This is a genomic window from Streptomyces sp. NPDC107581 (assembly GCF_055657175.1).
The window spans coordinates 413,966-438,437 of sequence record NZ_JBVKBH010000005.1; the positions used below are offsets into that span (position 1 = coordinate 413,966).

Here is a 24,472-nt window from a genome sequence, read left to right on the forward strand (position 1 = left end):
GCAACTGGAGTACCGTGCGGGCGAGATGGGCGGCCGGCGCCGCGCTGCCGCGGGCAGGGCCTGGGGACCGAGCCGTTCGGTGCCGGGGCCGTGTTCGCGCCTGCCCACGCCGGGATGAGCACCGTGCGGACCGGCGCGGAGACCGGAAACACCGTGGGCCGACGGGCCCTGGCCCGGGCGCGGTTCGTCCCGGACGAGGGACCGTCCGAGCACACCCTGCCGACGGGCGCGTGGTCGGCTCCGGCACGACGCCACGGCGGCCGTCCACTGCACCTGACCACCGCAGACATCCACCCCCCGGAGAGGTGACGTGACAGACACCGGATTCAGCCCGGACCGGATCGACACCGGCAAGCCGCACTCCGCCCGCATGTACGACTGGTTCCTGGACGGCAAGGACCACTACCCCGTCGACGCGACAGCCGCGCGCACGGTGCTGGACCTCTTCCCCGGCGTCAAGGACACCGCCTGGGCCAACCGGGAGTTCATGCACCGGGCCGCCCGCTTCGTCGCCGGCCGGGGCGTGAGCCAGTTCCTGGACGTGGGCACCGGGATCCCCACCGAACCCAATCTGCACCAGATCGTGCAGGACGTCGTCCCGAGCGCCCGCATCGTGTACGCGGACAACGATCCGATCGTCCTCAGGCACGCCGAAGCCCTGCTCCAGGGCACGTCCGAGGGCCGTACCGCCTATCTGCACGCCGACATCCGGGAACCGGGGACGATCGTGGAGTACGCCCGGGAGCACCTGGACCTCACCCGGCCCGTCGGTCTGTCGCTGATCGCGGTGCTGCCGTTCCTCACCGACGACCAGGATCCGTACGGTGTCGTCCGCACCCTGCTGGACCCCTTGCCGTCCGGCAGTCATCTGCTGCTCTCCCATGTCAGCGCGGAGTTCGACCCCGAGGTGTGGGCGCGGATCGAGGCCGTGTACCGGTCCGGGGGCGCTGAGGTGCGGGCGCGTTCGCACGCCGAGGTGTCACGGTTCTTCGCGGGCCTCGAACTCTGCGAGCCGGGAGTCGTGCCGGCCACCCGCTGGCGCCCCGACGCGGGGATGCGGGTCCACGAGGTGCAGCCGGTGTACGGGGGCGTGGCCCGCAAGCCCTGAGCGCCGGCGCGTCCCGCACCGGGCGCGCCGGGCCCTTCGGTCGGACATGTGCTGCGAAATGCCGCATCGAAGGGAAGTGTCCATGGCCGACGCCCCGCCGACCCCCGCCCTGCCCCTGCGACAGCTCGGCTTCGAGCACGTCGCCGCCGTCCTCGACCTCGGTCACCGGGTCTACGACACCGAGGCCATGCCCTACACGGGCTGGTCGCTGTCGGCCGTCGCCGGGCACCTGGACGCTCCGGACTCCGCGTGCCTGGTGGCGCTGGACGGCGCGCGGGTAGCCGGTTTCGTCCTCGGGTCGTTGTCGTTCGAGCAGCGTGCCGACTGGGGCTATCTGGAGTGGATCGCGGTCGACCCCGCCCATCAGGGCCGCGGGGTGGCCTCGCGGCTGGTGAAGGAGTGCTGTGCCCGGCTCGCGGCGGCCGGGGCGGTGTGCGTGGTCACGGACGTGGAGCGGCGCAACACCGCCTCCGCCGAACTGATGCGCCGCAGCGGCTTCACGGAACAGGCCACGGTCAGCCTGTTCGTACGGCCCCTCGCCGACTCCTCGCCGGCCGACACGGCCGCGGCCCGGCGTCACCTGACCCGGGCCGCGGCCGAGCGGGTGCGCTGAGGCCGGGGGCCCCTCGGGCTACCCGAAGCCGGGATCGCCCCCGGGCACGGCGTCGGGCAGGACACGGAAGCCGGAGAGGCCCTCGGGTTCCTCGGCGACGCCCGTGCAGTGGGTCACCTGCGCCGTCGGCGGACCCTCGGCCGCCCAGCGCGCCATGGCGGCGACGTCGTCCGGATGCCCTTCGAAGACGGCTTCCACATCTCCGTTGAGCAGATTGCGCACCCACCCCGCCACTCCGCGTTCCTCGGCGAGCCGACGGCAGGTGTCCCGGTAGAAAACGCCCTGGACCCGGCCGCTGACGTGCACGTGCTGGCGGACGCTCATTCCTGTGGCCCCCCGTCCCCGCACCGCTCGTCCTCGGGCGCTTCCCCCCGGCGTGCGGTGATCCGCTGCCGGTCCGGCCAGCGTACGTCGTAGGCCCAGCCGAGGCGTTCGAGCCAGCGGATCAGTCGGGCGCTGGCGTCGAGCTGACCTGTCAGCACGCCGTGCCGGGCGCTGGTCGGGTCGGCGTGGTGGAGGTTGTGCCAGGACTCGCCGAGGGACAGCGGCGCCAGCCACCACACGTTGCCCGAGCGGTCCCGGCTGCGGAAGGGCCGGGAACCGGTCGCGTGGCAGATCGAGTTGATGGACCAGGTCACATGGTGGACGAGGCTGACCCGCACCAGCCCCGCCCAGAAGAACGCGGTGAGCGCGCCCTGCCAGGAGCGGGTCAGCGCCCCGCCGAGCAGCGCCGGCAGGACGAAGGAGGCGAGGACCAGGAGTCCGAAGCGCTTGGAGATCAGCATCAGGGTGCGGTCGCGGACGAGGTCGGGTGCGTACCGGAGGGCCGAGGCGTGCTCGGTCTCGAAGAGCCAGCCGAGGTGGGCGTGGACCATGCCCTTGGCCAGGGCGCGGGGTGAACGGCCGTACCGCCAGGGCGAGTGCGGGTCCCCGTCGCGGTCCGAGAAGCGGTGGTGCTTGCGGTGGTCGGCCACCCAGGTGACCAGCGGCCCCTGCACGGCGAGACTGCCGGCCAGGGCGAGGGCGATCCTGAGGGGCCGTCGGGCCTTGAAGGAGCCGTGGGTGAAGTGCCGGTGGAAGCCGACGGTGATGCCGAGTCCGCTGACCAGGTAGAGGACGGCGGCGAGCACGAGGTCCGTGGGGCTCAGACCGTGCCGCCAGGCCAGGGGCACGGCGGCGAGGAGCGCCAGGAAGGGTACGCCGACGAACACGCCGATCATGAGCTGCTCGCCGTCGGGCCAGGACCGTGCCCTGCCTGCCAGAGGGGTGGATTGCGGGAACTCCGACAAGAGGGGACCTTTCGGCTGGGGCTTCCGGGGCGGGTGCCAGGGCTTGTCCGGCGGATCAGGCCGACTGCAGGCGACGGCGCCTTGGTGCAGGCGAGCGGTGCCGGGCGCGTTCGGCTGCGAGGCGGACGAGGGCGTCGATGCGAGTGCGGGACCCGCCGCGGGCGCAGCCGGGCGCGGGGAATCGGCAGCGCCGCCGTGGTGCCCCCGACACCCTTGCGGCCGGAGGCCGGGGGTACCGGGCTCCGCGACGTCGGCATGGTCCGCCGGACAGCCCTAGTCGACGGTGGTGAAGGCCAGTACCGCGTTCTGGCCTCCGAAGCCGAACGAATTGCTGAGGGCGGCCCGTATCCGCTGCGGGCGGGGTGTCTTGGTGACGACGTCCAGGTCCATCGACGGATCCAGGGTGTCGAGGTTGGCGGTCGGCGGGATCAGCTGGTGGCCGAGGGTGAGCACGGTGCAGGCGGCCTCGATGGCGCCGGCGCCGCCGATGGCGTGCCCGATGGTGCTCTTGACGGCGGTGACCGGCGGCGGGCGCCGGAAGACCTGGTGGAGGGCGTTGTGCTCGGCCGCGTCGCCCTGCGGGGTGGCGGTGCCGTGCGCGTTGACGTGGTCGATGTCCTCGGGGGCCAGGCCGGCGTCCGCGAGGGCGCCCCGGATGGCGCGGGCGGCGCCGTCGCCGCCGGGGTGCGGAGCGGTGAAGTGATGGGCGTCGCAGGAGGCGCCGAAGCCGGAGAGCAGGGCCGCGGGCCGGACGGCCCGGGCCCGGGCGTCCTCGGTCCGTTCCAGGACGAGGACGGCGGCGCCCTCGCCGAGCACGAAGCCGTCCCGGTCACGGTCGAAGGGCCGGGAGGCCGCCTCGGGACTGTCGGCGCGGCGGGACAGGGCGCGCATCTGGGCGAAGCAGGCGGCGGTCATCCGCAGCCGGGCCGACTCGCTGCCCCCGGCGAGGACGAGGTCGCAGGCGCCGGACAGCAGCCAGTCCCGGGCGAGGCCGAGCGCGCTGGTGCCGGAGGCGCAGGCGGTGCTGACGACCATGTTGGGGCCCCGCGCGCCGAGGTCGAGGGCGATCTCGGCGGCGGCCATGTTGGGCACGCTGCGGGGCAGCGCGAGCGGGGAGACGCGTTCCGGGCTGTGGTCGGCGAGCCGGTCGAACTCGGCCTGCCAGCCCTGCATGGATCCGGTGCCGACCCCCATCACGACGCCGACGCGGGCCCCGTCCCAGCCGTCGGGCGTGAGCCGGGCTTCGGCCACGGCCTCGCGCGCGGCGAGCAGCGCGAAGGTGGTGAAACGGTCGAGGCGACGGCTGAGCCGGTGCCCGAGCAGGCCGGCCGTGTCGAGGTCGGGCACCCGGCAGGAGAAGGCCACGGGCAGTCCGTCGAGCCCCGGATCGGCGGTCGCGGTGGACTGCCCGGCGCACAGGCCCGCCCACGCCGCGTCCCGGCCGATGCCGGCGGGTGTGACCAGACCCAGTCCGGTGACGGCCACCGGGGCGCGCCGCGCCTGGCCGCGCGCTTTCACGAGCTGCATGAGCGGTGATTATCCGCGTCCGGTCCAGTGGTTCCCGGCCACGACAACTCGTTCGGCCCAGGACGGCGGCCTCTACCACCCGGATGTGCGAACGCCGCTGACAAACCGTCAGCCGCCGGGGATGGGTACGAGCCGTCGTCGCCCTGCCGGCCTGGCGGCGTGCCGGCGGACACGGACAGGTCCGAACACCCCGCACGGAGCACGACCGGGCCTCGGCCGGGACGACACCGAGGCCGTCGGACGGACGGGCCGCGCCGACCGGTGACGGGGCGGTGCGGTGCGGTGCCTTGGCCGTCGAGTGGACGGGGTGGCGGCCGGTGACGGGCGGGGCGACACCGAGGACATCGAGCACGCAGGCCGCATCGACCAGCGGCAGGACCAGGCCACGCCGAGGCCGTCGAGCAGGCGAGCCGCGTCGGCCAGTGGCAGGGCCGGACCACGCCGAGGACATCGAGCACGCAGGCCGCATCGACCAGCGGCAGGGCCGGACCACGCCGAGGACATCGAGCACGCAGGCCGCATCGACCAGCGGCGGGGCGGGGTCGAGGTGCCCGTGCGCAGGGGTGTGGTGCACTCTGCCGGTCAGGTCCCGATGTGCGGGGCGCGACGAGCTGCGGACGGCCGGTGCTGCGCCGGCCGGATCGGGATCCGGCGTCTCAGGCGCGTTCGTGCACGAGCAACGCCTCGGCTGCGGCGCGCAGTTGCCGCGCCGCCGTGCGGCACGCGGCCGCCTGTCGCGCCAGTGCGGGCGGGCTCCCTTCCGGTGCCGCCGCGCACCCGGTCAACGCCGCCGCGGTGGCGAGCAGCCGGCGGGCGTAGCCGTCCATCAGGCGGGCGTCGGCACGCAGCCTGGCCGCCTCGTCGAGAAGTCCGTCGAGCTTCGGCATCGTTCGGGGGGACTCGATCACCATGGCTGCTCCCAGTGGCCGGGTGCGTGCGGGCTTCAGCGCGGCAGCGTGGCGCCGGCGCTGCGGTGGAGCATGAACTGCGGGCAGGACAGCACGAAGAGCGGCCGGGACACGTCGATGCGGAGCCGGCGCAGCTGCCCCGCCATGGGTTCGGCGGCAGCGGTGTCCAGCCGCAGCCGTACCCCGGCTCCGGTGTGCAGCCGCACTCTGCCGTGGGCCCGGACCAGGGTGCGTACAGTGCGCTCGCCGCGCCGCCCGTACAGGATCCAGTCACCCTCGGGGCAGCGGACGCCCGGCCCGAGGCGGCCTTCGACGGCAAGGCCCAGTTCCGGTGCGGCGAGACCGATATGACGATGCATCAGGTCGGTGTCGGCCGAGGTGCGCAGCGCCCGCTGGCCCCAGATCTGTTCGGCGACCACGCGGGCCTCCTCGCTGCTCACCGCGAGGGAGAGGACGTACCGGCCGGTGCGGCGCAGGTCGACGCGGCGCAGCAGATCGGCGGCCATGTCGTACGGGCGGGGCCGCCACAGGTCGTCCACCTGTACCGACAGGGCGATCTCGGTGTAGGGGCCGATGGTGGAGCAGCGGTGTTCGTACAGCGAGAGCACCGCCAGCGCCCGCCGGCCCAGCCGGCTCGGCGCCATCCAGGCGGCGCCGGGCAGCAGGCCGCGCGCCGTCGCGGCGTCGACGGGGAAGCACAGGTGCAAGGCCGAGGAGTCGTAGTAGCGCACCGGGACGGCGACCGGGCCGGCCGTGGTCGGCACGGAGGAGGTGGGCACGGTGAGGAAGGGGTGGCCCTCGGGCGGGTGGGCGCTGTCCTTGAGCCGGTAGGCCTGCGTACGCACGACCGGTCCGCGGTAGAGGGTGAGGGCCTCGTCGATGTCCTTGCGGACCTCGGGTATGACGGTCCGCAGGTGTTCGATGTACGCGCGGAGCCTGTGGCACTGCGGGAACTCGCGGGTGGGCCCGGTGTAGTCGGCCGCGTACCGGTGGGGGTGGGGGTGCGGGTCGAAGGCACAGTCCGCGCCCCGGCCGTCGGGGACGGGCACGATGTCGTGCTGGTTGGTGATGCCGGCGACCCAGGTGCGCGGGTCGGCGGGCTTCTCGTGGTCGACCGGGGAGCCCACCGCGATCACGTGCGTGATCCGGTGGGCGCGGCAGAACTCCTCGTCCTGTGCGAGGTTCATCAGCGCGATCCCGCCCTCGCCGTGCCCGATCAGGGCGAGCTCGGCGCCGCGCGGGATGCCGTAGTCCGCGAGGGCGAGACGGACGGAGCGGGTGCAGGAGGAGTCGGCCGTGAAGAGGTCGCGCCAGGCGCCGACGAAGTCCTGCGGGGAGTCGTTGCGGGGCCGGCCCGGTGCCGTGCCGGGAGCCTGGACGACGTACCGGACGACACCGTCGGGACCGCGCACGTTCTGTACGAGGATCCGCCCGTCGGTGGACAGCGTCTCCATGTTGCGCAGAAAGCCGAGGAAGGAGCCTTCGGTGGCGATGGTCTGCCTCTCCTGCTCGGTGAGGTCGACGGCCTCGGCGACACCCTCGCTCCGGTGCGAGCCCCCGGCGCGGGCGGTGCCAATGCCGCCGATACTGCCGATACCGCTGGTGCAGCCGATACCGCTGGTGCCGCTGACGCCCTGCGCCGGACCGGCGGCCGGCGCGGGGCCGGTCTCCGCGTTCACCGGGTCCTCGCCCAGCAGGGCGCGGACGGCGAGGAGGTCGGCCATCAGGGGCGCGATCCCGCCCAGCGCGCGCTGGGCGCCCGGGTCCCGGAAGAGGCTGCGCAGGGCCCGTACGGCCGCCATGTCGCGATCCGCGGTGACGGCCTCCGTCAGCCGGCGCATGCCCGGATCGCGGGCGAACTCGGGGTGGCCGAGGAGCACGGCGGCGATCCGCAGGCGCAGCGAAGTGACGGCCACCAGCGCCGCCAGACTCTCCCGGCCCAGTGCCTCCCCGGCCGCGCCGAGCACCTGCCCCATGCCCTTCGATGCCGTGATCGCCGAGCCGCCGAGGCCCCGCTTGTTCGTCAGGGCCCGCAGCAGTGTCCACTGCGCGGCGAGACCGGTACGGGGACGGCGGCGCGCGGAGTCGGTCAGGGACGGCGCGAACAGCGCGGCACTGGTCCGTGCGGACACCTCACGGATTCCCTCGGCCACCTCCGCCACGTCCGTGGCACACCGGCGCAGCAGTTCCTCGGCGTCCAGCTCGTCCTCTGCGCGCCGTGCGGGTGCGTGGCCGTCCGCTCGCATCCGACGCTCCCTCGATTCGACGACGTCCGACGGTCTGCGACCGCGCCCGGGGCGCGGTCTCGCTCCAATCGTCGGCCAGGGACGGCACGCCCGCACCTTCATCCATCCAGGTGCAGGAAGGGCGCCTGCCCGGCCGTTCCCGTGCCCGGCCGGGCCGACAGCGCACGAACCTCCCGCGCGGTCGCCGCACCCGGCCCGCCACCCGAACGGCCCATCGGCCCCGCTGCCTGCACGTTCCTCACCCGTCGGTCATGAGCCCGGCCGCCACCGTCGCGCCCAGCTCCCAGCAGGCCTGCACATCGGTCTTGGCGGGCTCGCCGGTGACGGTCACCGCATCGGCCGTACGCCGCCAGCCGAGGCCGGTGGTGACGGCCTCGACGGCGCGGACGGCGCCCGTGACGTCGTTGCCGCCGTGGACGTAGTAGCTGAAGGGCCGGCCCCGGGTCTCGTCCAGGCAGGGGTAGTAGATCTGGTCGAAGAAGTGCTTGAGGGCACCGGACATGTAGCCGAGGTTCGCCGGGGTGCCGAGGAGATAGCCGTCGGCTTCGAGGACGTCGGCGGCCGTGGCGGACAGGGCCGCCCTGCGTACCACGCGGACGCCCTCGATCTCCGGTGTGGTCGCTCCGGAGACGACGGCCTCGAACAGCGTCTGGCAGTGGGGCGAGGGGGTGTGATGGACGATCAGCAAGGTAGGCACGGCCCGAACCCTGCCGTGTCGCTGCCGCCGCCCGCAAACGACGCCCGGCATCCGACGCCAGACGTCCCACGTCCGGTGAGCGGCACGCGGTGCGCGGTGAGCTTCTGTTGCGTATATCGCGTACGGCGCTGTCGGTGCCCTCGGTTACAGTGGCCGCCCTGAACAGAAGGAGAGACGACGGTGCAGGTCAGGGTGGGGGCCGTGCGAGGGCGAGTGATCCGGGCGGTGATGCTCGCAGCCGTGCTGGCAGGGTGTGCCCCGTCGACGGACGGCGGGTCCACGGCGTCGGGGAGCCCGTCGGCCGAGAGCGCGGGGGCGAAGAGTTCGGGGGCCAGGAGTTCGGGGGAGAAGAGTTCGGCCGCGGCGAGCGGGGGCACCATCGGCGCTTCCGGATCCGCCTGCGAGCTGCCGGTGAGCTTCGACATCGCCCAGCGCTGGAAGGCCAAGGGGATCGACGCCGAGAAGGAGCTGTCGAAGGCGTCGAAGGGATCGGACGGCGACCTCTCGGGTGCCCTCGCCGACGCCTTCCTGCGCCAGGGGCCGGTCACCACCGCCTGTGAGATCGACGCCAAGCCCGCCGGGAAGATCGGCTTCCTGCGGGTGTGGACCGGAAAGCCGGGCGACGCCGACCTGCGCACGGTCCTGCGGCAGTTCGTCGCCGCCGAGGACAACACCGGCCACGCGACGTACCGCTCGTTCAAGACGGCCACCGGCGTCTCCGGCGTGGAGGTGGAGTACCTCTGCACGAGCAAGCTTCTGGAGGAGACCAAGAAGGAGAGCGCACTGGCGGTCTCCACCCCTGACGGTCCGGTCGTGCTGCACCTGGGCGGGATGGACACCGAGGAGCACAACGGGATGCTCCCCGCCTACGAACTCGCCAAGCAGACCTTGCGGATCCTCTGACGGACATGGTCCGGCGCGTGCTCGGTCCGGAGCCGTGGACCGGCCCAGATGAGTGAGGGGGCCGCGGTCCGCCACCGGGATCTCGTGGAAGCCGAGCCGGTCGTGGAACGCCCGGGCGGACGGCCGGAACGCCCTGCCGGTGCGGGGCGTTCAGCAGGACGGCCGTCACCCGGCGGCCGTGTCCGCGCCGCCGCCGGGGCGACAGCAGGTCGGTCCACCCCTCGATACGGTCTTCGGACCGCGCGGAGGCGGACGGCGGACCACCCCCGCGGAGTGGACCGCCGTCCTCCAGTCATGCGGAGCCGGTCAGTAGCGCAGGCGCTTGGCCCGCAGCAGCATGACGAGACCCGACAGGGCGAGCAGAGTGCCGATGGCCGCGGGCCACAGGTGGGCCCCGGTCTCCGCGAGTCCGCCCCGGGCCGCCTGGGGCTCGGTCTGCGGGGCCGGCGCCTGCGTCTGTCCGGCGGGCGGCTGGGCCTGGCCACCGCCGGAGGCGGCGGTCGTGGGAGGCGTGGACCGAGTGGGCCGGCCGCCCTCGTCGCCGCCGGAGCCGGCCGCGGAAGACGCGGTTGTGGCCTTGTCCGCCTCGGCGGGCTCGCTCGCCGCACCCTGCTGGACGGGCTTGCCCTGCTGGACGGGCTTGCCGTGCTGGGCAGGCTTGCCGTGCTTGGTGGTGGTCGCGGGCGAGGTCGTCGCGTCGGTCCTCGGCAGCTCCACCGGGTTGGAGACGGAGGGCGCCGGAGCGGCCGTGCCGCCCGCGCCGGGATCCGCCGTGCCGTCGCCGCCCGGGTCGGCCGTCGCACCGGTACCGCCGTTGCCGCCGTTGCCGCCGCCCGGCTCGGCCGTGCCACCGCTGTCGCCGCCCGGGCCGGCGGTCGCTCCCGTGTCGCCGCCCGGGTTCGGGGACGCGGTGGCACCGGAGCCGTCGTCGCCGCGGGGGCCGCAGGTGCGGCCGGAGTTGATGCAGTCGACCATGTCGCGCATCAGGCTCTCGTCGAAGACGTTGATGAAGTCGCCGTGGTCGGTGACCGGCTTGTGCAGCTGCTCGGGGAAGGAGTCCACCGCGAAGAGCGGAACCGTCCGACCGCCGTCGTTCAGGCTCGGCGCGGCGACGTCGTAGACGATGCGCTGCACCAGCTGCGGAATCGCCACGAAGCCCGTGGGGCAGGAGCCGTCGGGGGCGGCGAAGGCCACGTGGGTGCGGTGGTTGGCGCTGTCGATGTTGCGGCCGTCCCAGCAGCTCTGGAAGCGGAAGGTGCGCACCACGTCACTGCCGGCCGGGCACAGCGGATACTTGTCCTTCAGCTGCCGGTTCTCGAAACCGGTGCAGCTCCAGGAGGCGTTGGCGTTGGCGGGGCCGTTGACGAAGGCCTTGGCGTCGCCGGTGATGATGCGCAGCAGCCGCGGCATCGCGGTGACCTTGCCGCGCGGATTGCCCACGAACGTCAGCGTCACCTGCTTGGCCGTGACGATCTGGCCCGCGTTGCCCTCCGTGCCGCCGCCCGGAGCGCCGGCGTCCCGCTCCTGCTTGCCGTTCTGCAGCCGCAGCACCGGCCAGTAGTACGTGGACTTGTCGCCCCGGTCCACACAGCTGGTGTCGGCGCCGGCGAGGTCCTCGTCGCTGGCGAAGGCGTTGTTGGACTGGTTGCCGATGTAGTCGTGGAAGTGGTGGGCGCCGTTGGAGACACCGGGGGCGACGATCACGTTGTCGGAGTTGAACAGGCCGCCCGCGTTGACGCCGCAGTCCGAGCTGAAGGTGCCGCGCGAGGCGTCGGACTGCTGGGGCGGGTTCGGCACGTTGGGCTGTACGGAGGTGATGTCCGCGTAGTCGGAGACGACGGGTCCGTTGCCGCCCTGGCCCGCGCCCGCCTGCCCGGCACCGTTCTGGCCCTGGCCGCCGCCCTCTTGGACCCCGTCGCCAGGAGAGGCGGTGGCCTGCCCGCCGTCGCCCTGATCGCCGCCGGTGCCCTCCTGGGCGGGACGCAGGGTGCAGGCGGCGAGGGACTCCAGTCCTTCCGGCCGGTCCCCCACCCGGTCGATGGCGACCGCGATCCGCTCGATCGTCGCCGCGCGCCGCTCCTTCAGCGGGTTCATGATCGGGCCGTCGGCGGCGCCGGGATCCGCCCGGACGGCCTGTGCCGACTGCTGGAGCTGCTGGTAGGCGCCGGCGGTCTGCTGGTCCAGCTGCGCGAGTTCGCGGTCGACCTCCGTACGGGCCCCGTCCGGCACCGACGTGAGCCTGCTGCCGACGTCGGGGCAGTCGATCGTGGCCATACCCGCGGACGTGACGTGTCCGGTCGCCTCCGGGCCGGGCTGCCCGCCCCAGCCGCCCTCGCTGGCCGAGGCGTAGACGTTCACCGCGATGAGCCCGCCGCCGCCCAGCATCAGGGCGACCGCTGCATAGGTCGCGCGTCGTGCGCCGGTCGGTCGTCTGCGCCGGTTGCGTATCAAGGTCGTCCCCTTGGGTGGAGCGGGCGTGCGGGCATGGAGTTCCCACGCCCCATACGCATCACGGAGCGCTTGCGTTCAACCGGTTCGAAGATTCTCAGGAATCCGACAGAAATCCGCGGTCACAGCGGAAAGGGCCGAGCCTTCCCGCTCGAACACCACGACGAACATCACAAATACGTATCGGACATTCCGCACTTCAACCTTCACACGAGGGACACACGTTGGCTAGGTTGACCGCCAGGCCGCCCGGCCGCCCCCAGCGGATCCGCCGTGGCGTCCGGGGCCGGGGCTCGAGCGACCCCGGGATCGGCCCAACTGCCCTGCGGGGCAAGGAAGGAGCACGTCTTCCATGGCGCCGGAGAACCGCGACGAGGTTCGGCAGCGGATCGACTCCCTCTACGACCGGGCCGAGACCGACACGGGGAACTTCAACGCGACCCGGGCCATGTCCGCGGCCAACCGGAGCAGGGGCGTCCCCCTGGCGAAGAGGGGCGGCCGACGCCCCGATGCCGCTCTCGACGCGGTGGCCCGGCAGTGGTTCGACGTGGCGCGCGCCAAGCTGGGCCCGACCGTCCCCGCCGCACTGCCCAAGGACCGGCAGCCCGACCGTCCCACGGCTCCGGCCCGCCCCCGGGACCGTGCGTTCGGCGCCCTGCCCGCTGATGAGCGGCAGGCCCTGGAACCGGGTCTAGCCGAGCTGCCGCCCGGGTCCGCGGGGCGGTATGCCAATAGCGTGACGCCGGAGCTGCCGAGCGGATCCGGCACGGACCTGACCGGCCGCCCTCGGGCCGCTCTGGAACCGGGAGTCCGGGGCCTGCCGGGGCTCGCCGCCCAACTCCAGGACAGCACGGCGGTGTTGCCCGGTCCCGTCTCGCCCGGACCGATCGGCCGGGGCGTGGCGGAGCTGCCCGGCGGGAGCGCGCCGGAACTGCTGCCCGGCCGCGCAACGGCCGAACTGCTCGCCGGGGCCGTGCCGGAGCCGACCGGGCCCGGGGCGGCAGCGTCCCCCGGCCTCGGCCTGCCGGACCCGGACGCCCTGGGCACGGCCGTGCTCCCCATCGCCGCGCTGCCCGCCGCACAGGATGCGCTCGCGCCGCAGCCCAGGGAACTGCCCGCCGTCCCTGCCGCGCTCCGGCGCCCGTCCCCCGGTGACTTCAAGACGAGGAACCGGCGCAAGCTCGCCATGGCCCGGGAACTGCTGTCCCGCCGCACCGCCTCCCCGGGCACACCCCTCACGAGCGCCCAGGCCCCCCTCTCCGCACCGGACACCTGGGGAACCGCGGCGGAACAGTCGCCCCGGCCCGCCTGGGGGCAGGAGGCCCGGCCGGTACCGGGACAAGCGGTTCAGCAGGGCACCGAGCCGTGGGAGCAGCCGGGCACCGGGCCATCATGGGGACGGCTGGACACCGGACAGTGGGAACAGCCGGGCGCAGAGCTGCGGGAGCAGCCGCGCGCAGAGCTGTGGCAACAGCCTGGCACAGAGCCGCAGGAACAGCCGGGCAGGGAGCTTTGGCAACAGCCGGGTACCGGGCAGTGGGGACTGCCGGGGGTTCAGCAGCCGGGGCAACTGAGCCCGCAGCAGGCGGGGCAGCCGGTCCCGCAACAGTCGGTCCCGCACGAGTCGGTTCAGCTCGGCACGACCGGCCAGTGGGACCAGCCCCGGTGGACAGCACCCGGGATGCCGACGGCAGCCGTCCCGGCCGCCCCGTTCACCGCGGCCGCCCCCATGACCGGCACCGGTTCCTTCCTCCCTGTCGTCACCGACCCTTTTTCCGACACCGGTTCCTTCCCTGCCGCCACGGCCAACCCCTTGACCGGGACCGGCTCCTTCCTCCCCGTCGTCACCGACCCCATGTCCGACACCGGCCCCCTCCTCCCTGTCGCCACCCACGCCTCGACCGACACCGGCGCCCTCCCCGTCACCGCCCCCCGGTCCACCCATTCCCTGCGGGTCGCGAAGGCCATCGCCTTTGCGCGGGCGCAGGTCGGCAAGCCGTGCGTATGGGGTGCGACCGGGCCCGACTCCTACGACTGCTCCAGCCTCACCCAGGGAGCCTGGAAGGCGGCCGGCGTGACGCTGCCCCGCGCGGCACACCAGCAGGCGCTCGCCGGCACCCCGGTCACCCTCGCCGGCCTCGAACCCGGCGACCTGGTCCTCTTCTTCGACGACGACCGGCACGTGGGCCTGCACATCGGTGACGGCATCATGATCCATGCGCCGGGCCCGGGGTCGTCCATCCGCGAGGAGTCGATCTACGGCGCCGGGGAGTCGGCGATCCACCGGGTGATTCGGCCCGCGTGACGGACGCTCCGTCGGCACCGGTTGCGGGCGGCCACGCCGGGGACAGGCCCGTCATCCCGGGCGGAGGGAAGAGAGGGAAGAGAACGAAAGGGAGCCGGGCAGACCGGCGGCGGTCCGGGGCCTGCCCCTGAGGACCGGCAGCAGTCCGGGCCTGCCGCCCGAAGCCCGGCAGCGGTCCGGACCTCCCTTCGAGGCGGGACTCCCCCGAGGGAAGTCCCGGACGGGCCCATAAAGGAAGCCTTGGACAAGTCATAAGGTCGGCTTATGACGTCATAGACCGGACCCGCGTACTAACTTAGGGCTGCCTTAGTTTAGGCTTCCCGACGAGTCGCCTGTTTCACGCTCGAAGGGAACTGATCATGCCGCGCCCCCTGCGGGTAGCCATCGTCGGAGCCGGCCCCGCCGGGATCTACGCCGCCGACGCCCTGCTCAAGTCCGAGGTGGCCGCCGACCCCGGCGTGTCCATCGACCTCTTCGAGCGGATGCCCGCCCCGTTCGGCCTGATCCGGTACGGCGTCGCCCCCGACCACCCGCGCATCAAGGGCATCATCACCGCCCTGCACCAGGTGCTCGACAAGCCGCAGATCCGCCTGTTCGGCAACGTCGACTACCCGAGCGACCTCGGCCTGGACGACCTGCGCGCCTTCTACGACGCGGTGATCTTCTCCACCGGCGCGATGGCCGACCGGGAGCTGTCCGTCCCCGGCATCGACCTGGACGGCTCCTACGGCGCCGCCGACTTCGTGTCCTGGTACGACGGCCACCCGGACGTGCCGCGCACCTGGCCGCTGGAGGCGGAGAAGGTCGCCGTGCTCGGCGTCGGCAACGTGGCGCTCGACGTGGCCCGTATCCTCGCCAAGACGGCGGACGAGCTGCTGCCGACGGAGATACCCGGGAACGTCTACGACGGCCTGAAGGCGAACAAGGCCGTGGAGATCCACGTCTTCGGCCGCCGCGGCCCCGCGCAGGCCAAGTTCAGCCCGATGGAGCTGCGCGAGCTGGACCACTCCCCCACCATCGAGGTCATCGTCGACCCCGAGGACATCGACTACGACGAGGGCTCCATCGAGACCCGGCGCGGCAACAAGCAGGCCGACATGGTCGCCAAGACCCTGGAGAACTGGGCGATCCGCGACGTCGGCGACCGGCCGCACAAGCTGTTCCTGCACTTCTTCGAGTCGCCCACGGAGATCCTCGGCGAGGACGGCCGGGTCGTGGGCCTGCGCACCGAGCGCACCGCCCTCGACGGCACCGGCAACGTCAAGGGCACCGGCGAGTACAAGGACTGGGACGTCACCGCCGTCTACCGCGCCGTCGGCTACCTCTCCGAGAAACTGCCCAAGCTGCCCTGGGACATCGACTCCGGCACGGTGCCGGACGAGGGCGGCCGGGTCATCGAGGAGGGCGGCGGGCACCTCCGGTCGACGTATGTCACCGGGTGGATCCGGCGCGGCCCCGTCGGCCTGATCGGCCACACCAAGGGCGACGCCAACGAGACCGTGGCCAACCTGCTGGACGACTACGCGAACGGCCGACTGCACGCCCCGTCCTCCCCCGAGCCGGAGGCCGTGGACGCCTTCCTCGCCGAGCGCGACGTCCGCTGCACCACCTGGGAGGGCTGGTACAGGCTGGACGCCGCCGAGCGGGCGCTGGGTGAGCCGCAGGGCCGCGAGCGCGTGAAGATCGTCGAGCGCGAGGACATGCTCCGGGAGAGCGGCGCGCAGTCCTGCTGAACCGTGGGCCCGAGAGGGGCCGGCACCCCGGCGCCGGCCCCTTCGCACGGTCCATGCCCCAAGGCCCCTGACACCGCTGCACTGTTAGGGTCCTGCGGTGTTCTCCCTGAGCGAGCCTCCCTTCTTCACCCGCCTGCGCGAGGCGCGCCGGGTGCTCGTCGCCGGTGCGGGCGGCGGTTTCGACGTCTACGCCGGTCTGCCCCTGGCGCTCGCGCTGCGCTCGGCCGGTACGGAGGTCCATCTGGCCAATCTGTCGTTCTCCGACCTGTACGGCCTCGGTCCGGAGTCCTGGGTGGCGGAGGACGTCGCCGCAGTCCGCCCGGACACCCCGCTGCACGGCGACTACTTCCCCGAGCGCTCGCTGGCCCGGTGGCTCGCCGATCAGGGGCTGCCCGACACCGTGTACGCCTTTCCCCGTACGGGGGTCGAACCGCTGCGCGCCGCCTACCGCGCGCTCCTCGCGCACCTGGACGGCGTGGACGCCGTCGTGCTGGTGGACGGCGGTACGGACATCCTCATGCGCGGGGACGAGCACGGGCTCGGCACGCCGGAGGAGGACATGGCGAGCCTGGCCGCGGTCGCCGGGCTGGACGAGGTCCCGCAGCGGCTGGTGGCCTGCCTGGGCTTCGGAGTGGACGCCTATCACGGCGTCAACCACTCCCTGTTCCTGGAGAATCTCGCCGCCCTGGACCGCGCGGGCGCCTATCTGGGCGCGTTCTCGCTGCCCCGCGAGAGCCGCGAGGGAGCGCTCTACCTCGACGCGGTGGCGCACGCGCAGCGGTGCCACGCAAGTCATCCCAGCATCGTCCACGGATCGGTCGCGGCCGCCGTGCGCGGTGACTTCGGCGATGTCCGGTTCACCGAACGCACCCGGAACAGCGAGCTGTTCGTCAACCCGCTGATGGCCCTCTACTTCTGCGTGGACCTGCCCGCACTGGCCCGCGCCGGCCTCTATCTCGACCGGCTGGAGGGCACGGTGCTGATGCGGCAGATCAGTTCGGTCATCGCCGGGTTCCGCAAGGAGCTGCCCCGGCAGCGGCCGCCCCGGGCGTTTCCGCACTGAGCCGGGGCGGGCCGGTCCGGGGCGGCCGGACAGGAGCCGGTCCGGTCACGACGAGCCCGGCTCGCCCACGGTGGGGTCACGAAGGGCCCGGCACGGCCCCGCGAGTTCACGACAGGCCTGGCGAGAGCCGGGCGGTGCCGTCGTCGGAGGCGAGCGGGGCCCGCCCCTGGGCGGATGGCGGGCGGCCCCCGTTCGCCGGACCATTGTGGGCGCGGTGCGTGGACCCTGGGACGTGTGAACGCAGGTCGTGTGACGTGTGCGGTGCGCGCCCCGGGTGCTCGCGGTGCACACCGTGCGCGGGACGCGCCGATCCCCGTCCACGCACCGTGGCGCGTCCCCGTGTCACACACCGCGTCCCCGTCCCGCACGCCGTCGCGCATCCCCGTCCCGCACACCGCGGCGCATCCCCGTCGCCGCACGCCGTCGCGCATTCCCGTCGCCGCACGCCATGGCGCATCCCCGTCGCCGTGCGCTGGGGTGCACGCCCGTTGCGCTGCGCCACCCGAGGGCCCCGGCCGACACGTTCCGCCGGCCGGCGGTGATACTGGTAGGCGCACCCGCCCCCATCAGCAGATTGGCTCATGTCGAACTCCGCCACCGACCACGCCACCGTCCCGCAGACTCTCTGGGCGGCCCGCGGCCGTCACACCGGCCCCGCGGCCGAGGATGCCGTCCGCCGCACCCTGGCCCGGCACAGGGAGAGCGGGGACATCGACGACTTCGCCGAGCCGCCGCCCGGCTCCGGGGACGCAGCGCACCGGGTCTTCGAGGCGCGCTGGCGGGCCGGCGGCACGGTGACCGTGCGGGCCCGGCTCACCCTCGTAGCCGCGCCGGACCGGCCGGACGGGCTGGACTGGACGCTCGTTGCGGAGGCCGAGCGCCCGTGGGACGACGCCTGGCCCTCTCCCGCGACGCTGTTCTGGCCCGAGTCCGCAGGACCGGAGGGCGACGACGGCGTCTGGGACCACCACCCCGGCGTGGCGGGCCTGCGATTCCGGCAGGCCAACGCACTTCCCGAGGACGACAAGGAGATGCGCCGGCGGCTGCGGGACGCGGCCCGCGAGGCCTGGTGCGTCAACCTCGTCGTGCACGAGGCGATGACCCCGGACGAGCGCGGCCGGCTGCCGCTGGCCGGCCTGCTGCCGCCGGGGCTGCGGCACCGCGTGGTGGAGCACCGGGCCGCGCCGCAGCAACTGCGCGCCGTCAACTGGGCGTTGAAGGTCTTCGGCGTCGAGGTGCCACGCGGCGGCGCCGTACTGCTGCCCCCGGACCCGGCGCCGGACGGCTACGACGGCCGGGAGCACAGCGTGCGCAGCGTCTTCCTGGACGGCTCCGAACCCACCGCGGTCATCTCGGCTCTGCGGCACTTCGTCGCGCTCCCCCGTCCCCTGCCGCAGGGCGCCTCGGAGGCGCTCGCGGACCTGCGCGAGAACTGGACCCTGATGACCCTTCAGGAGGAGCTGGAGCACCAACGCCGGCTGGCCGCCATGTACGCCGAGGCGCTGGAGGCCATGACGAAGTCCCGGGACCTGTACCGGGAGGCCGCCGAGCAGGCCCACCAGGCGCTGGCCGCCTACCGCGACACGCCTGCTCCCGCCCTGCCCCACCAGCACGAACGGCCCGGCACCCGGACGCCCACTGCGCTGCGGCAGCTGACGCGGACGTTCGAACGTCTGCGACCGGCGCCCAAGGGGACACGCCCGGCACCCGGCCCGGACAGCTCGTCCGGCATCGACCGCTCGTCCGGAACCGGCCACTCGTCCGGAACCGGCCACTCGTCCGGAACCGACGGCGCGGACACCACCGGCCCGGAGGACCGGCCGTCGTAGGCCTTCGCCCGGAGCGGCGACGGGGCGGTACGGCGGCCCGGACAGGGAAGAGAACAAGGGGGAAGAGGGAAGGGGCAGAGGGCGGGGAAGGCGGAGCGAGGGGGCCGGGCCACCCCGTCAGCCACGAGGGACAGGAGGCCGCATGGATTCCACCACGACCGTGCTGGTGATCACCATCGTCGTTGTCGCCGCGGTGCTGCTCGCCGTCGCCGTCGGCCTGCTGGTGCGGCTGGTGCGCGCCCGCCGCACCTTGCAGCGGGCCGGTCTGCCCACGGGTCCGCGCTGGGTGTTCTGGGGCGCGGTGCTGTATCTGGTGCTGCCCACCGATCTGCTGCCCGACCCGGTCTACCTGGACGACATCGGCGTCCTGCTCCTCGCCCTGCGCAGTCTGCGCGCCGCCCGCCCGCTGCCGCCCGGACCACCGAACCCTGAACCCCCGGCCTGAACCACCTGGCCCGGACCGCCGAGCCCGAGCCACGTGAACGACCCACTGTGCACCACCTGGCCCGAACCGGCCTGTGCCCAGGCCCGGTGTGCCGCACCATGGAGCGATGCAGCCCACGTTCACCGGGATCCCCGAGCGGCCGACGGCGCCCGATGTCGCCGTGGTCGTCGATGTGATGCGGGCGTTCACCGTGGCCGCCGGTGCGTTCGCACGCGGCGCCGAGAGGATCGTCTTCACCGGCACGCAGGAGGAGGCGCTGGAGCTGAAGGCCCGTAACCCGGGCTGGATGGCCTTCCAGGACGGCGCGCCGGTGCCGGGGTTCGATCTGGCCAATTCGCCCGCCCGGCTGCGCACGCTGGATGTGCGAGGCCGCACGATCGTGCAGAAGACCACCGCCGGCACGGCCGGGGCGCTGGCCGTCGCCGACGCGCGGCTGCTGCTCTGCACGAGCTTCGTGGTGGCCGGGGCGACCGCCGAGGCGCTGCGGCGCGCCCGGCCGGACACGGTGGCCTTCGTCGTCACCGGGGACGGCGGGCGGGCCGAGGAGGACCTCGCCTGCGCCGAGTACATCGCGGCCCGCGTCGGCTCGGCCGGCACCGATCCCGCGCCCTACCTGGAGCGGGCCCGCCGTTCCGGCGCCGCCGCGCGGCTCGCCGAGGGCGTACGGCGGGGCTGGGCGGGCGTCCACCCCGAGGACGTGGGGATGTGCCTGGAGGCGGACGCCTTCCCGTTCGCCATGGTGGCCGCCCGTTCGGACGGTCACCTGGTGCTGCGCCCGGTGGGCGCGGCGACGGCGGCCTGAGTCAACGCCCTTCGCGCCGGTAGGGGTTCACCATGGCGACGGCGAGCAGCAGCACGGCCAGGGCCGTGAGCGCGGCCGCCGCTGCCGCCGTACCGGCCAGCCAGGGCGGGGCCAGGGCCGCGGTCCGCAGCCGGGCCGAGTCCGGCAGGCTGAGCCGGGCCCCCAGCACCGGGCCCGCGGCGAGCGCCGCCGTGAGGCCGAGGGCCACGGTCGCCGTCGGCAGCCGCACCGCTTCGGCGTGCACCAGCAGGGCCAGGGCCAGCAGCGCGCAGAGCCCCGAGGCGAGCAGGGCGGCCTGCAGGTCGCCCTGGGACAGGCCGGCCCAGTAGCGCGGCGCGTGGGCCACGCCGCACAGGAACACCATCAGCGCGGCGGCACGGGCGACCCGCGCGGGGGCCTTGCCCGCCTCGTCCTCGGGGCCCGGGCAGTCGTTCTGGCGCGTCCGCCGCCGGATCAGGTCCGGTACGGCAACGGCGGGCGCAGCCGCGGGCGGCGAGCCGGCAGGCCCCGCGACGCCGCGTACGGGCGGTGATCCGGCGGGCTCCCCGACGGCCGCCCGACGCAGCACCGGCTGGTGCAGCAGCGTCTGGGGCGAGGCCGCCTCGGGCAGCGCCGTCGCAGGCGGCGGCGTCCCGGGCAGCGCCGTCTCGGACAGCACCGTCGCGGGCAACGCCGCCGCGTAGCCGGTCCGGTCGGCGGCCATGCGGGCGATCAGCTCGGCGAGGTCCTCGACGGGCCGGTGGACGGCCGCCGCCTCGACGACGGCACGCGCGCCGTGGGGCTCCCCGGGGGCGCGGTGCAGCAGCTCCACGAGCTGGATGACGTCCTCCAGGGAACGGCACTCGGCGGCCGCGCGGATCACCTCGTCGGCGCTGCCGGCGTCCCCGGACGACCGGCTGAGGAGGCCGACCAGGTGGGTGACGTCCTCGACGGACCGGTCCACGCCGATCGCACGCAGCGCGTCGGACATGGTCCTGGTGTGCTCGGGCGAGCTCTCGAGCAGGGTGATGAGCCGGACGACGTCCTCCAGAGGACGGTCGGCGAAGGCCGCGTGCACCAGGTCGCGCAGCGGGTCGCCGTGGCCCGCCCCGGCCTCGCGCGGGGCCTCGGGGCTCGACTCCGGCGGTGGTGGCACGGCCCGGTTCCCCGGGTCGGGCTCTGCGTCGGGTTCAGGGCCGGTGCCGGGGTCGGGGCCATGACCCGGCGACGGTGGCGCCACACCGTGGGCCGCCGGTGCGGGCGGTGGCGCCACACCGTGACCGGCCAATGCAGGCGGCGGGGCGACACCGTGACCGACCAGTGCGGGCGGCGGGGCGACACCGTGACCGACCAGTGCGGGCGGCGGGGCGACACCGTGACCGACCAGTGCAGGTGGCGGGGCCACGCCGTGACCGGCCAGTGCGGACGGCGGGGCGACACCGTAGCCGACCGGTGCGGGCGGTGGCGCCACGTCGTAGCCGGACGGTGCAGGCGGTGGCGCCACGTCGTAGCCGGACGGTGCAGGCGGTGGCGCCACGTCGTAGCCGGACGGTGCAGGCGGTGGGGCCACGTCGTAGCCGGACGGTGCGGGCGGTGGGGCGACACCGTGGCCGGCCGGTGCGGGCGGTGGCGCCACGCCGTGGCCGGACGGTGCGGGCGGTGGGATGGCGTCGGCACCGACGGACGGTGCGGGCGGTATGGAGGAGTCGCCGTAAGAACCGGGGAACGGGGAGGGGGTGGTCATCTGGGCTCCAGAGGAAGGGTGCGGCCGCACCAGCGCCCCCGCGTGCGGCGCGCGCCGATTCGCAGTCCATTACGCCATTACGCAGTCCATTACTAGGAGCGCGCCGGGGGCCCTGCAACCCGGGTGAGGCAGAGGTGTGAGCTTCCTGCCGTGCACGTCAGGCGCGGTGCGCGCGTCCGGCCCCGGCGGCCGTGGCCCGGCGCCGCCGTCTTCTCCCGCCCAGGTGCACTCTGCCTCCGAAAGGGCGCATTCTTGCTGTGTCATCCACCCGGCGGTACACGGGACGAGGTAGGGCCCATGGCTGGGAGCGGGGAGCAGGCGGTCCGTGCACGGGCCCGGCTGGCCGCGCTGCTGGTCGACGCTTCGGCCGGCGCGCTCGACGCGGCCCAGGGGCATGTGGCCGGTGTGTACCTGCGTTCCGGCACTCCGGGACTGCTGCGTCTCGCGGTCCTCCTGGGACTGCCCGGCCCGCTGTTCCGGCCCTGGTGGCGGCTGCACGTGGACCGGCCCTTCCCGGTGGCCGACGCCTACCGCCTCGGCATCCAGGTGGTGCTCCCGAACGCCACGGAGACGGTGCGGAGGTATCCGCAGTTCGCGGCGGGCCTGCCCTTCCCGTTCGGGTCGGTGTACGTGCCCGTGCCGGGCGGGGCCGAGCCGTTGGGCGTGCTCGCGGTGCTGCATCCGGCGGTGTCGGACACGGCGGAGGAGCTGGTGGACCGCGAGCTGCTCGCCCGGCTCGCCGAGGGTCTGGGGGCCGAGCTGCTCGGCCTCGCCGACGGGGACGAGACGGCGGTGGCCTGGGAGGGGGAGCCGCTGTGCGTACGGCCGCCCGCCGCCCGGCCGCCGGAGGCCCGAGCGGGCCGGTTCGTCTGGGATCCGGCGACCTCGGCCGTGCACGCGGACGAGCGGCTGTACGCGCTGCTCGGCCTCGGTCGGGACGGGTTCTCGGGGACCGGCCCGGCGCTCGCGGAAGCCGTGTCCCCGTCCGAGGCGCACCGGATCCTCACCGCGCTGCGCGAGGCCGCCGCCGGGAAGCCGCCGCACCGTCCGCTGAGCCTGCGGTCGGACGACGGCCCCCTGCGGCTGATCGACCTGTGGCCGCGGCCGGGGCCCGGGGCGGACGGGGTGTCCCTGGTCGACGGGGTCGTCCTCGAGCCGGGACCGGTCATGTCCGCGGACGGCGCGGCGGACCTGCTGCCGCAGGGGGTGTTCTGCATGGACCGGCTCGGCCTCGTCGTGTACGTCAACGCGGCCGCGGCCCGGCTGGCGGGCCGGGACCGGGCGTGGCTGCTCGGCCGTCCCGTCGCGGAGGCCATGCCGTGGCTGACCGGGCCGCCGTACGACGACCATCTGCGCGGCACGCTGCTGTCGGGCGAGCCGGTGCACTTTCACGTCCGGCACCCGGCCGGCGGGCCCGATGCGGGCGACTGGCTCGCTCTGTCGGTCCACCCCGGCCCCGACATCCTCACCTGCACGCTCGTCCCGGCCAGCCGCATGGACGCCCCCGTGGAGCCGGCCCGTGCCGGCCCCGAGCCGCACATCCCCGAGGAGGCCGTGACCGGCGATCCCCCGCTCACGCCGCTGTACCGGCCCATCGCCCTCGCCATCGCGCTGACCGACGCGGTGACCGCCCGGCAGGTGTCGGCGGTCGTCGTGCAGGAGCTGCTGCCCGCGTTCGGCGGCCGCCGTCTGGCCATCTACCTGCTCCAGGAGCGGCACCTGTACCTGGCCTGGGAGACCGGCTTCCCCAAGGGTTTCCTCGCTCCCTTCGAGGGCGTAGGACTCGACGCGCACCTGCCGGGTGTGGAGACCCTCACCACCGGCCGTCCGCTCTTCTTCGAGTCGATGCAGCAGATGGACGCCACCTACCCGGGCATACCCCTGGACGCCGAGGAGGGTGCCCGCGCGTTCCTGCCGCTGATCTCCTCCGGCCGTCCGGTCGGCTCCTGCATCCTCGGCTTCGACCGGTCGCGCAGCTTCAGCACGGAGGAGCGTACGGTCCTGACCGCGCTCGCCGGACTGATCGCGCACGCGATGGAGAAGGCGCAGCGCTACGACACCGAGGCCGCGCTCGCCCGCGGCCTGCAGCAGGCGCTGCTGCCCCGGCGGCTGTCGGCGCACCCTCAGGTGGAGACGGCGGGCCGCTATCTGCCGGGCACCCAGGGCATGGACGTGGGCGGGGACTGGTACGACGTCGTCGAGGCCGGGGACGGGCTCGCGCTGGTGATCGGTGATGTGCAGGGCCACGGGGTGCAGGCGGCGGCCACCATGGGCCAGCTGCGCAGCGCCGTACGCGCCTTCGCGCTCGGCGACCGGCCGCCCGACGAGGTGATGAGCGGGACGAACCACCTGCTCATCGGCCTGGACCCGGGACAGTTCGCCAGTTGCTGCTACCTCCGTCTCGACCCGGCCACCGGACACGCCCGGGTGGCCCGGGCGGGGCATCCGCCGCCGCTGCTGCGCTGCGCCGACGGACGGACCCGGGTGCTGGACATCCCGGGCGGTGTCGTCCTCGGGGTGGATCCGCAGGCCCAGTACCCGGTGGCCGACGTGCGGCTGGAACCGGACGCGATCCTGGCCCTGTACACGGACGGTCTCGTGGAGCGGCCCGGTGCCGACATCGACGACGGCATCACCGCGCTGCGTCTCGCGCTCGCGAAGGCCGGTGCGGTCGCCGGACGCCGGGGCGGGCGGTCGCTGGCCGGGGTGGCGGACCGGCTGACCTCCACCGCGCGGCACTCCGCCGACCGGCCCGACGACGTGGCCCTGCTGCTCGCCGCCATCCGCCGGGCTCCCGCACAGCGCCGGTGAGCGTCCGGTGCCGCCGGACCCG

Annotated in this window: 19 protein-coding genes; 11 read left to right on the forward strand and 8 right to left on the reverse strand. The window is 74.2% G+C overall.

All coding sequences use genetic code 11. From position 1 onward, the window contains the following. Positions 1-114 precede the first annotated feature (114 nt). The 3 genes from ACZ7P3_RS15165 (at position 115) to ACZ7P3_RS15175 (ending at position 1,721) form a co-directional block, all read left to right on the forward strand. The gene (locus tag ACZ7P3_RS15165) at positions 115-309 is read left to right on the forward strand and encodes a hypothetical protein (protein ID WP_472081610.1); all 195 of its coding nucleotides are present in this window, start codon (positions 115-117) and stop codon (positions 307-309) included. A gap of 1 nt (position 310) precedes the next feature. After that, complete coding sequence (locus ACZ7P3_RS15170; RefSeq protein ID WP_472081611.1) at positions 311-1,108, forward strand: SAM-dependent methyltransferase; 798 nt, start codon at positions 311-313, stop codon at positions 1,106-1,108. Between the two features lie 82 nt (positions 1,109-1,190). After that, positions 1,191-1,721 carry a GNAT family N-acetyltransferase gene (locus ACZ7P3_RS15175; RefSeq protein WP_472081612.1) on the forward strand — a complete coding sequence of 177 codons (531 nt, stop codon included), beginning with the start codon at positions 1,191-1,193 and terminating at the stop codon, positions 1,719-1,721. 18 nt (positions 1,722-1,739) lie between these two features. On the opposite strand, the gene ACZ7P3_RS15180 is transcribed toward ACZ7P3_RS15175, so the two are convergent. The 6 genes from ACZ7P3_RS15180 to ACZ7P3_RS15205 form a co-directional block, all read right to left on the reverse strand. Next, positions 1,740-2,045 carry an acylphosphatase gene (locus ACZ7P3_RS15180; RefSeq protein ID WP_472081613.1) on the reverse strand — a complete coding sequence of 102 codons (306 nt, stop codon included), beginning with the start codon at positions 2,043-2,045 and terminating at the stop codon, positions 1,740-1,742. Next, positions 2,042-3,010 carry an acyl-CoA desaturase gene (locus ACZ7P3_RS15185; protein WP_472081615.1) on the reverse strand — a complete coding sequence of 323 codons (969 nt, stop codon included), beginning with the start codon at positions 3,008-3,010 and terminating at the stop codon, positions 2,042-2,044. Before ACZ7P3_RS15185 ends, ACZ7P3_RS15180 begins: the two co-directional genes overlap by 4 nt. 273 nt (positions 3,011-3,283) lie before the next feature. After that, a complete protein-coding gene (locus ACZ7P3_RS15190) occupies positions 3,284-4,537 on the reverse strand; it encodes a beta-ketoacyl-[acyl-carrier-protein] synthase family protein (protein ID WP_472081617.1) in 1,254 nt (417 codons plus the stop codon). 656 nt (positions 4,538-5,193) lie between these two features. Next, a complete protein-coding gene (locus ACZ7P3_RS15195; RefSeq protein WP_472081619.1) occupies positions 5,194-5,448 on the reverse strand; it encodes a hypothetical protein in 255 nt (84 codons plus the stop codon). Positions 5,449-5,480: 32 nt separating this feature from the next. Continuing rightward, positions 5,481-7,691, reverse strand: coding sequence for a hypothetical protein (locus ACZ7P3_RS15200; RefSeq protein ID WP_472081621.1), 2,211 nt, complete (start codon positions 7,689-7,691; stop codon positions 5,481-5,483). Positions 7,692-7,929: 238 nt separating this feature from the next. Next, the gene (locus ACZ7P3_RS15205; RefSeq protein ID WP_472081623.1) at positions 7,930-8,388 is read right to left on the reverse strand and encodes a flavodoxin family protein; all 459 of its coding nucleotides are present in this window, start codon (positions 8,386-8,388) and stop codon (positions 7,930-7,932) included. A 180-nt stretch (positions 8,389-8,568) separates the two neighbouring features. Between ACZ7P3_RS15205 and ACZ7P3_RS15210 the strand changes: the two genes are divergently transcribed. Then, positions 8,569-9,291 (forward strand): lipoprotein, encoded by a 723-nt coding sequence (locus tag ACZ7P3_RS15210; RefSeq protein ID WP_472081625.1) that lies wholly within the window; start codon positions 8,569-8,571, stop codon positions 9,289-9,291. A 306-nt stretch (positions 9,292-9,597) separates the two neighbouring features. Here ACZ7P3_RS15210 and ACZ7P3_RS15215 read toward each other — a convergent pair whose 3' ends face one another. Next, complete coding sequence (locus ACZ7P3_RS15215; protein ID WP_472081975.1) at positions 9,598-11,676, reverse strand: DUF1996 domain-containing protein; 2,079 nt, start codon at positions 11,674-11,676, stop codon at positions 9,598-9,600. 415 nt (positions 11,677-12,091) lie between these two features. Between ACZ7P3_RS15215 and ACZ7P3_RS15220 the strand changes: the two genes are divergently transcribed. The 6 genes from ACZ7P3_RS15220 to ACZ7P3_RS15245 all read left to right on the forward strand — a co-directional run bounded on the left by ACZ7P3_RS15220 (position 12,092) and on the right by ACZ7P3_RS15245 (position 19,916). Further along, on the forward strand, positions 12,092-14,044 hold the full coding sequence (locus ACZ7P3_RS15220) for a C40 family peptidase (protein WP_472081626.1): 1,953 nt from the start codon (positions 12,092-12,094) through the stop codon (positions 14,042-14,044). Positions 14,045-14,403: 359 nt separating this feature from the next. Further along, complete coding sequence (locus ACZ7P3_RS15225) at positions 14,404-15,777, forward strand: FAD-dependent oxidoreductase (protein ID WP_472081628.1); 1,374 nt, start codon at positions 14,404-14,406, stop codon at positions 15,775-15,777. 97 nt (positions 15,778-15,874) lie between these two features. Further along, entirely contained in the window at positions 15,875-16,840 is a 966-nt protein-coding gene (locus ACZ7P3_RS15230) for a DUF1152 domain-containing protein (protein ID WP_472081630.1), read from the forward strand. 581 nt (positions 16,841-17,421) lie between these two features. Continuing rightward, the gene (locus ACZ7P3_RS15235; RefSeq protein WP_472081632.1) at positions 17,422-18,669 is read left to right on the forward strand and encodes a hypothetical protein; all 1,248 of its coding nucleotides are present in this window, start codon (positions 17,422-17,424) and stop codon (positions 18,667-18,669) included. Between the two features lie 142 nt (positions 18,670-18,811). Continuing rightward, positions 18,812-19,114, forward strand: a complete 303-nt coding sequence (locus ACZ7P3_RS15240; protein ID WP_472081634.1) for a DUF1232 domain-containing protein — start codon at positions 18,812-18,814, stop codon at positions 19,112-19,114. A gap of 106 nt (positions 19,115-19,220) precedes the next feature. Next, positions 19,221-19,916, forward strand: coding sequence for a 2-phosphosulfolactate phosphatase (locus ACZ7P3_RS15245; protein ID WP_472081636.1), 696 nt, complete (start codon positions 19,221-19,223; stop codon positions 19,914-19,916). 1 nt (position 19,917) lies between these two features. On the opposite strand, the gene ACZ7P3_RS15250 is transcribed toward ACZ7P3_RS15245, so the two are convergent. Beyond that, positions 19,918-21,051: a hypothetical protein gene (locus tag ACZ7P3_RS15250; protein WP_472081638.1), complete on the reverse strand. Its 1,134-nt coding sequence runs from the start codon at positions 21,049-21,051 to the stop codon at positions 19,918-19,920. 885 nt (positions 21,052-21,936) lie between these two features. On the opposite strand from ACZ7P3_RS15250, the gene ACZ7P3_RS15255 reads away from it, so the two are divergent. Beyond that, complete coding sequence (locus tag ACZ7P3_RS15255; protein WP_472081640.1) at positions 21,937-24,450, forward strand: SpoIIE family protein phosphatase; 2,514 nt, start codon at positions 21,937-21,939, stop codon at positions 24,448-24,450. Positions 24,451-24,472: the final 22 nt, after the last annotated feature.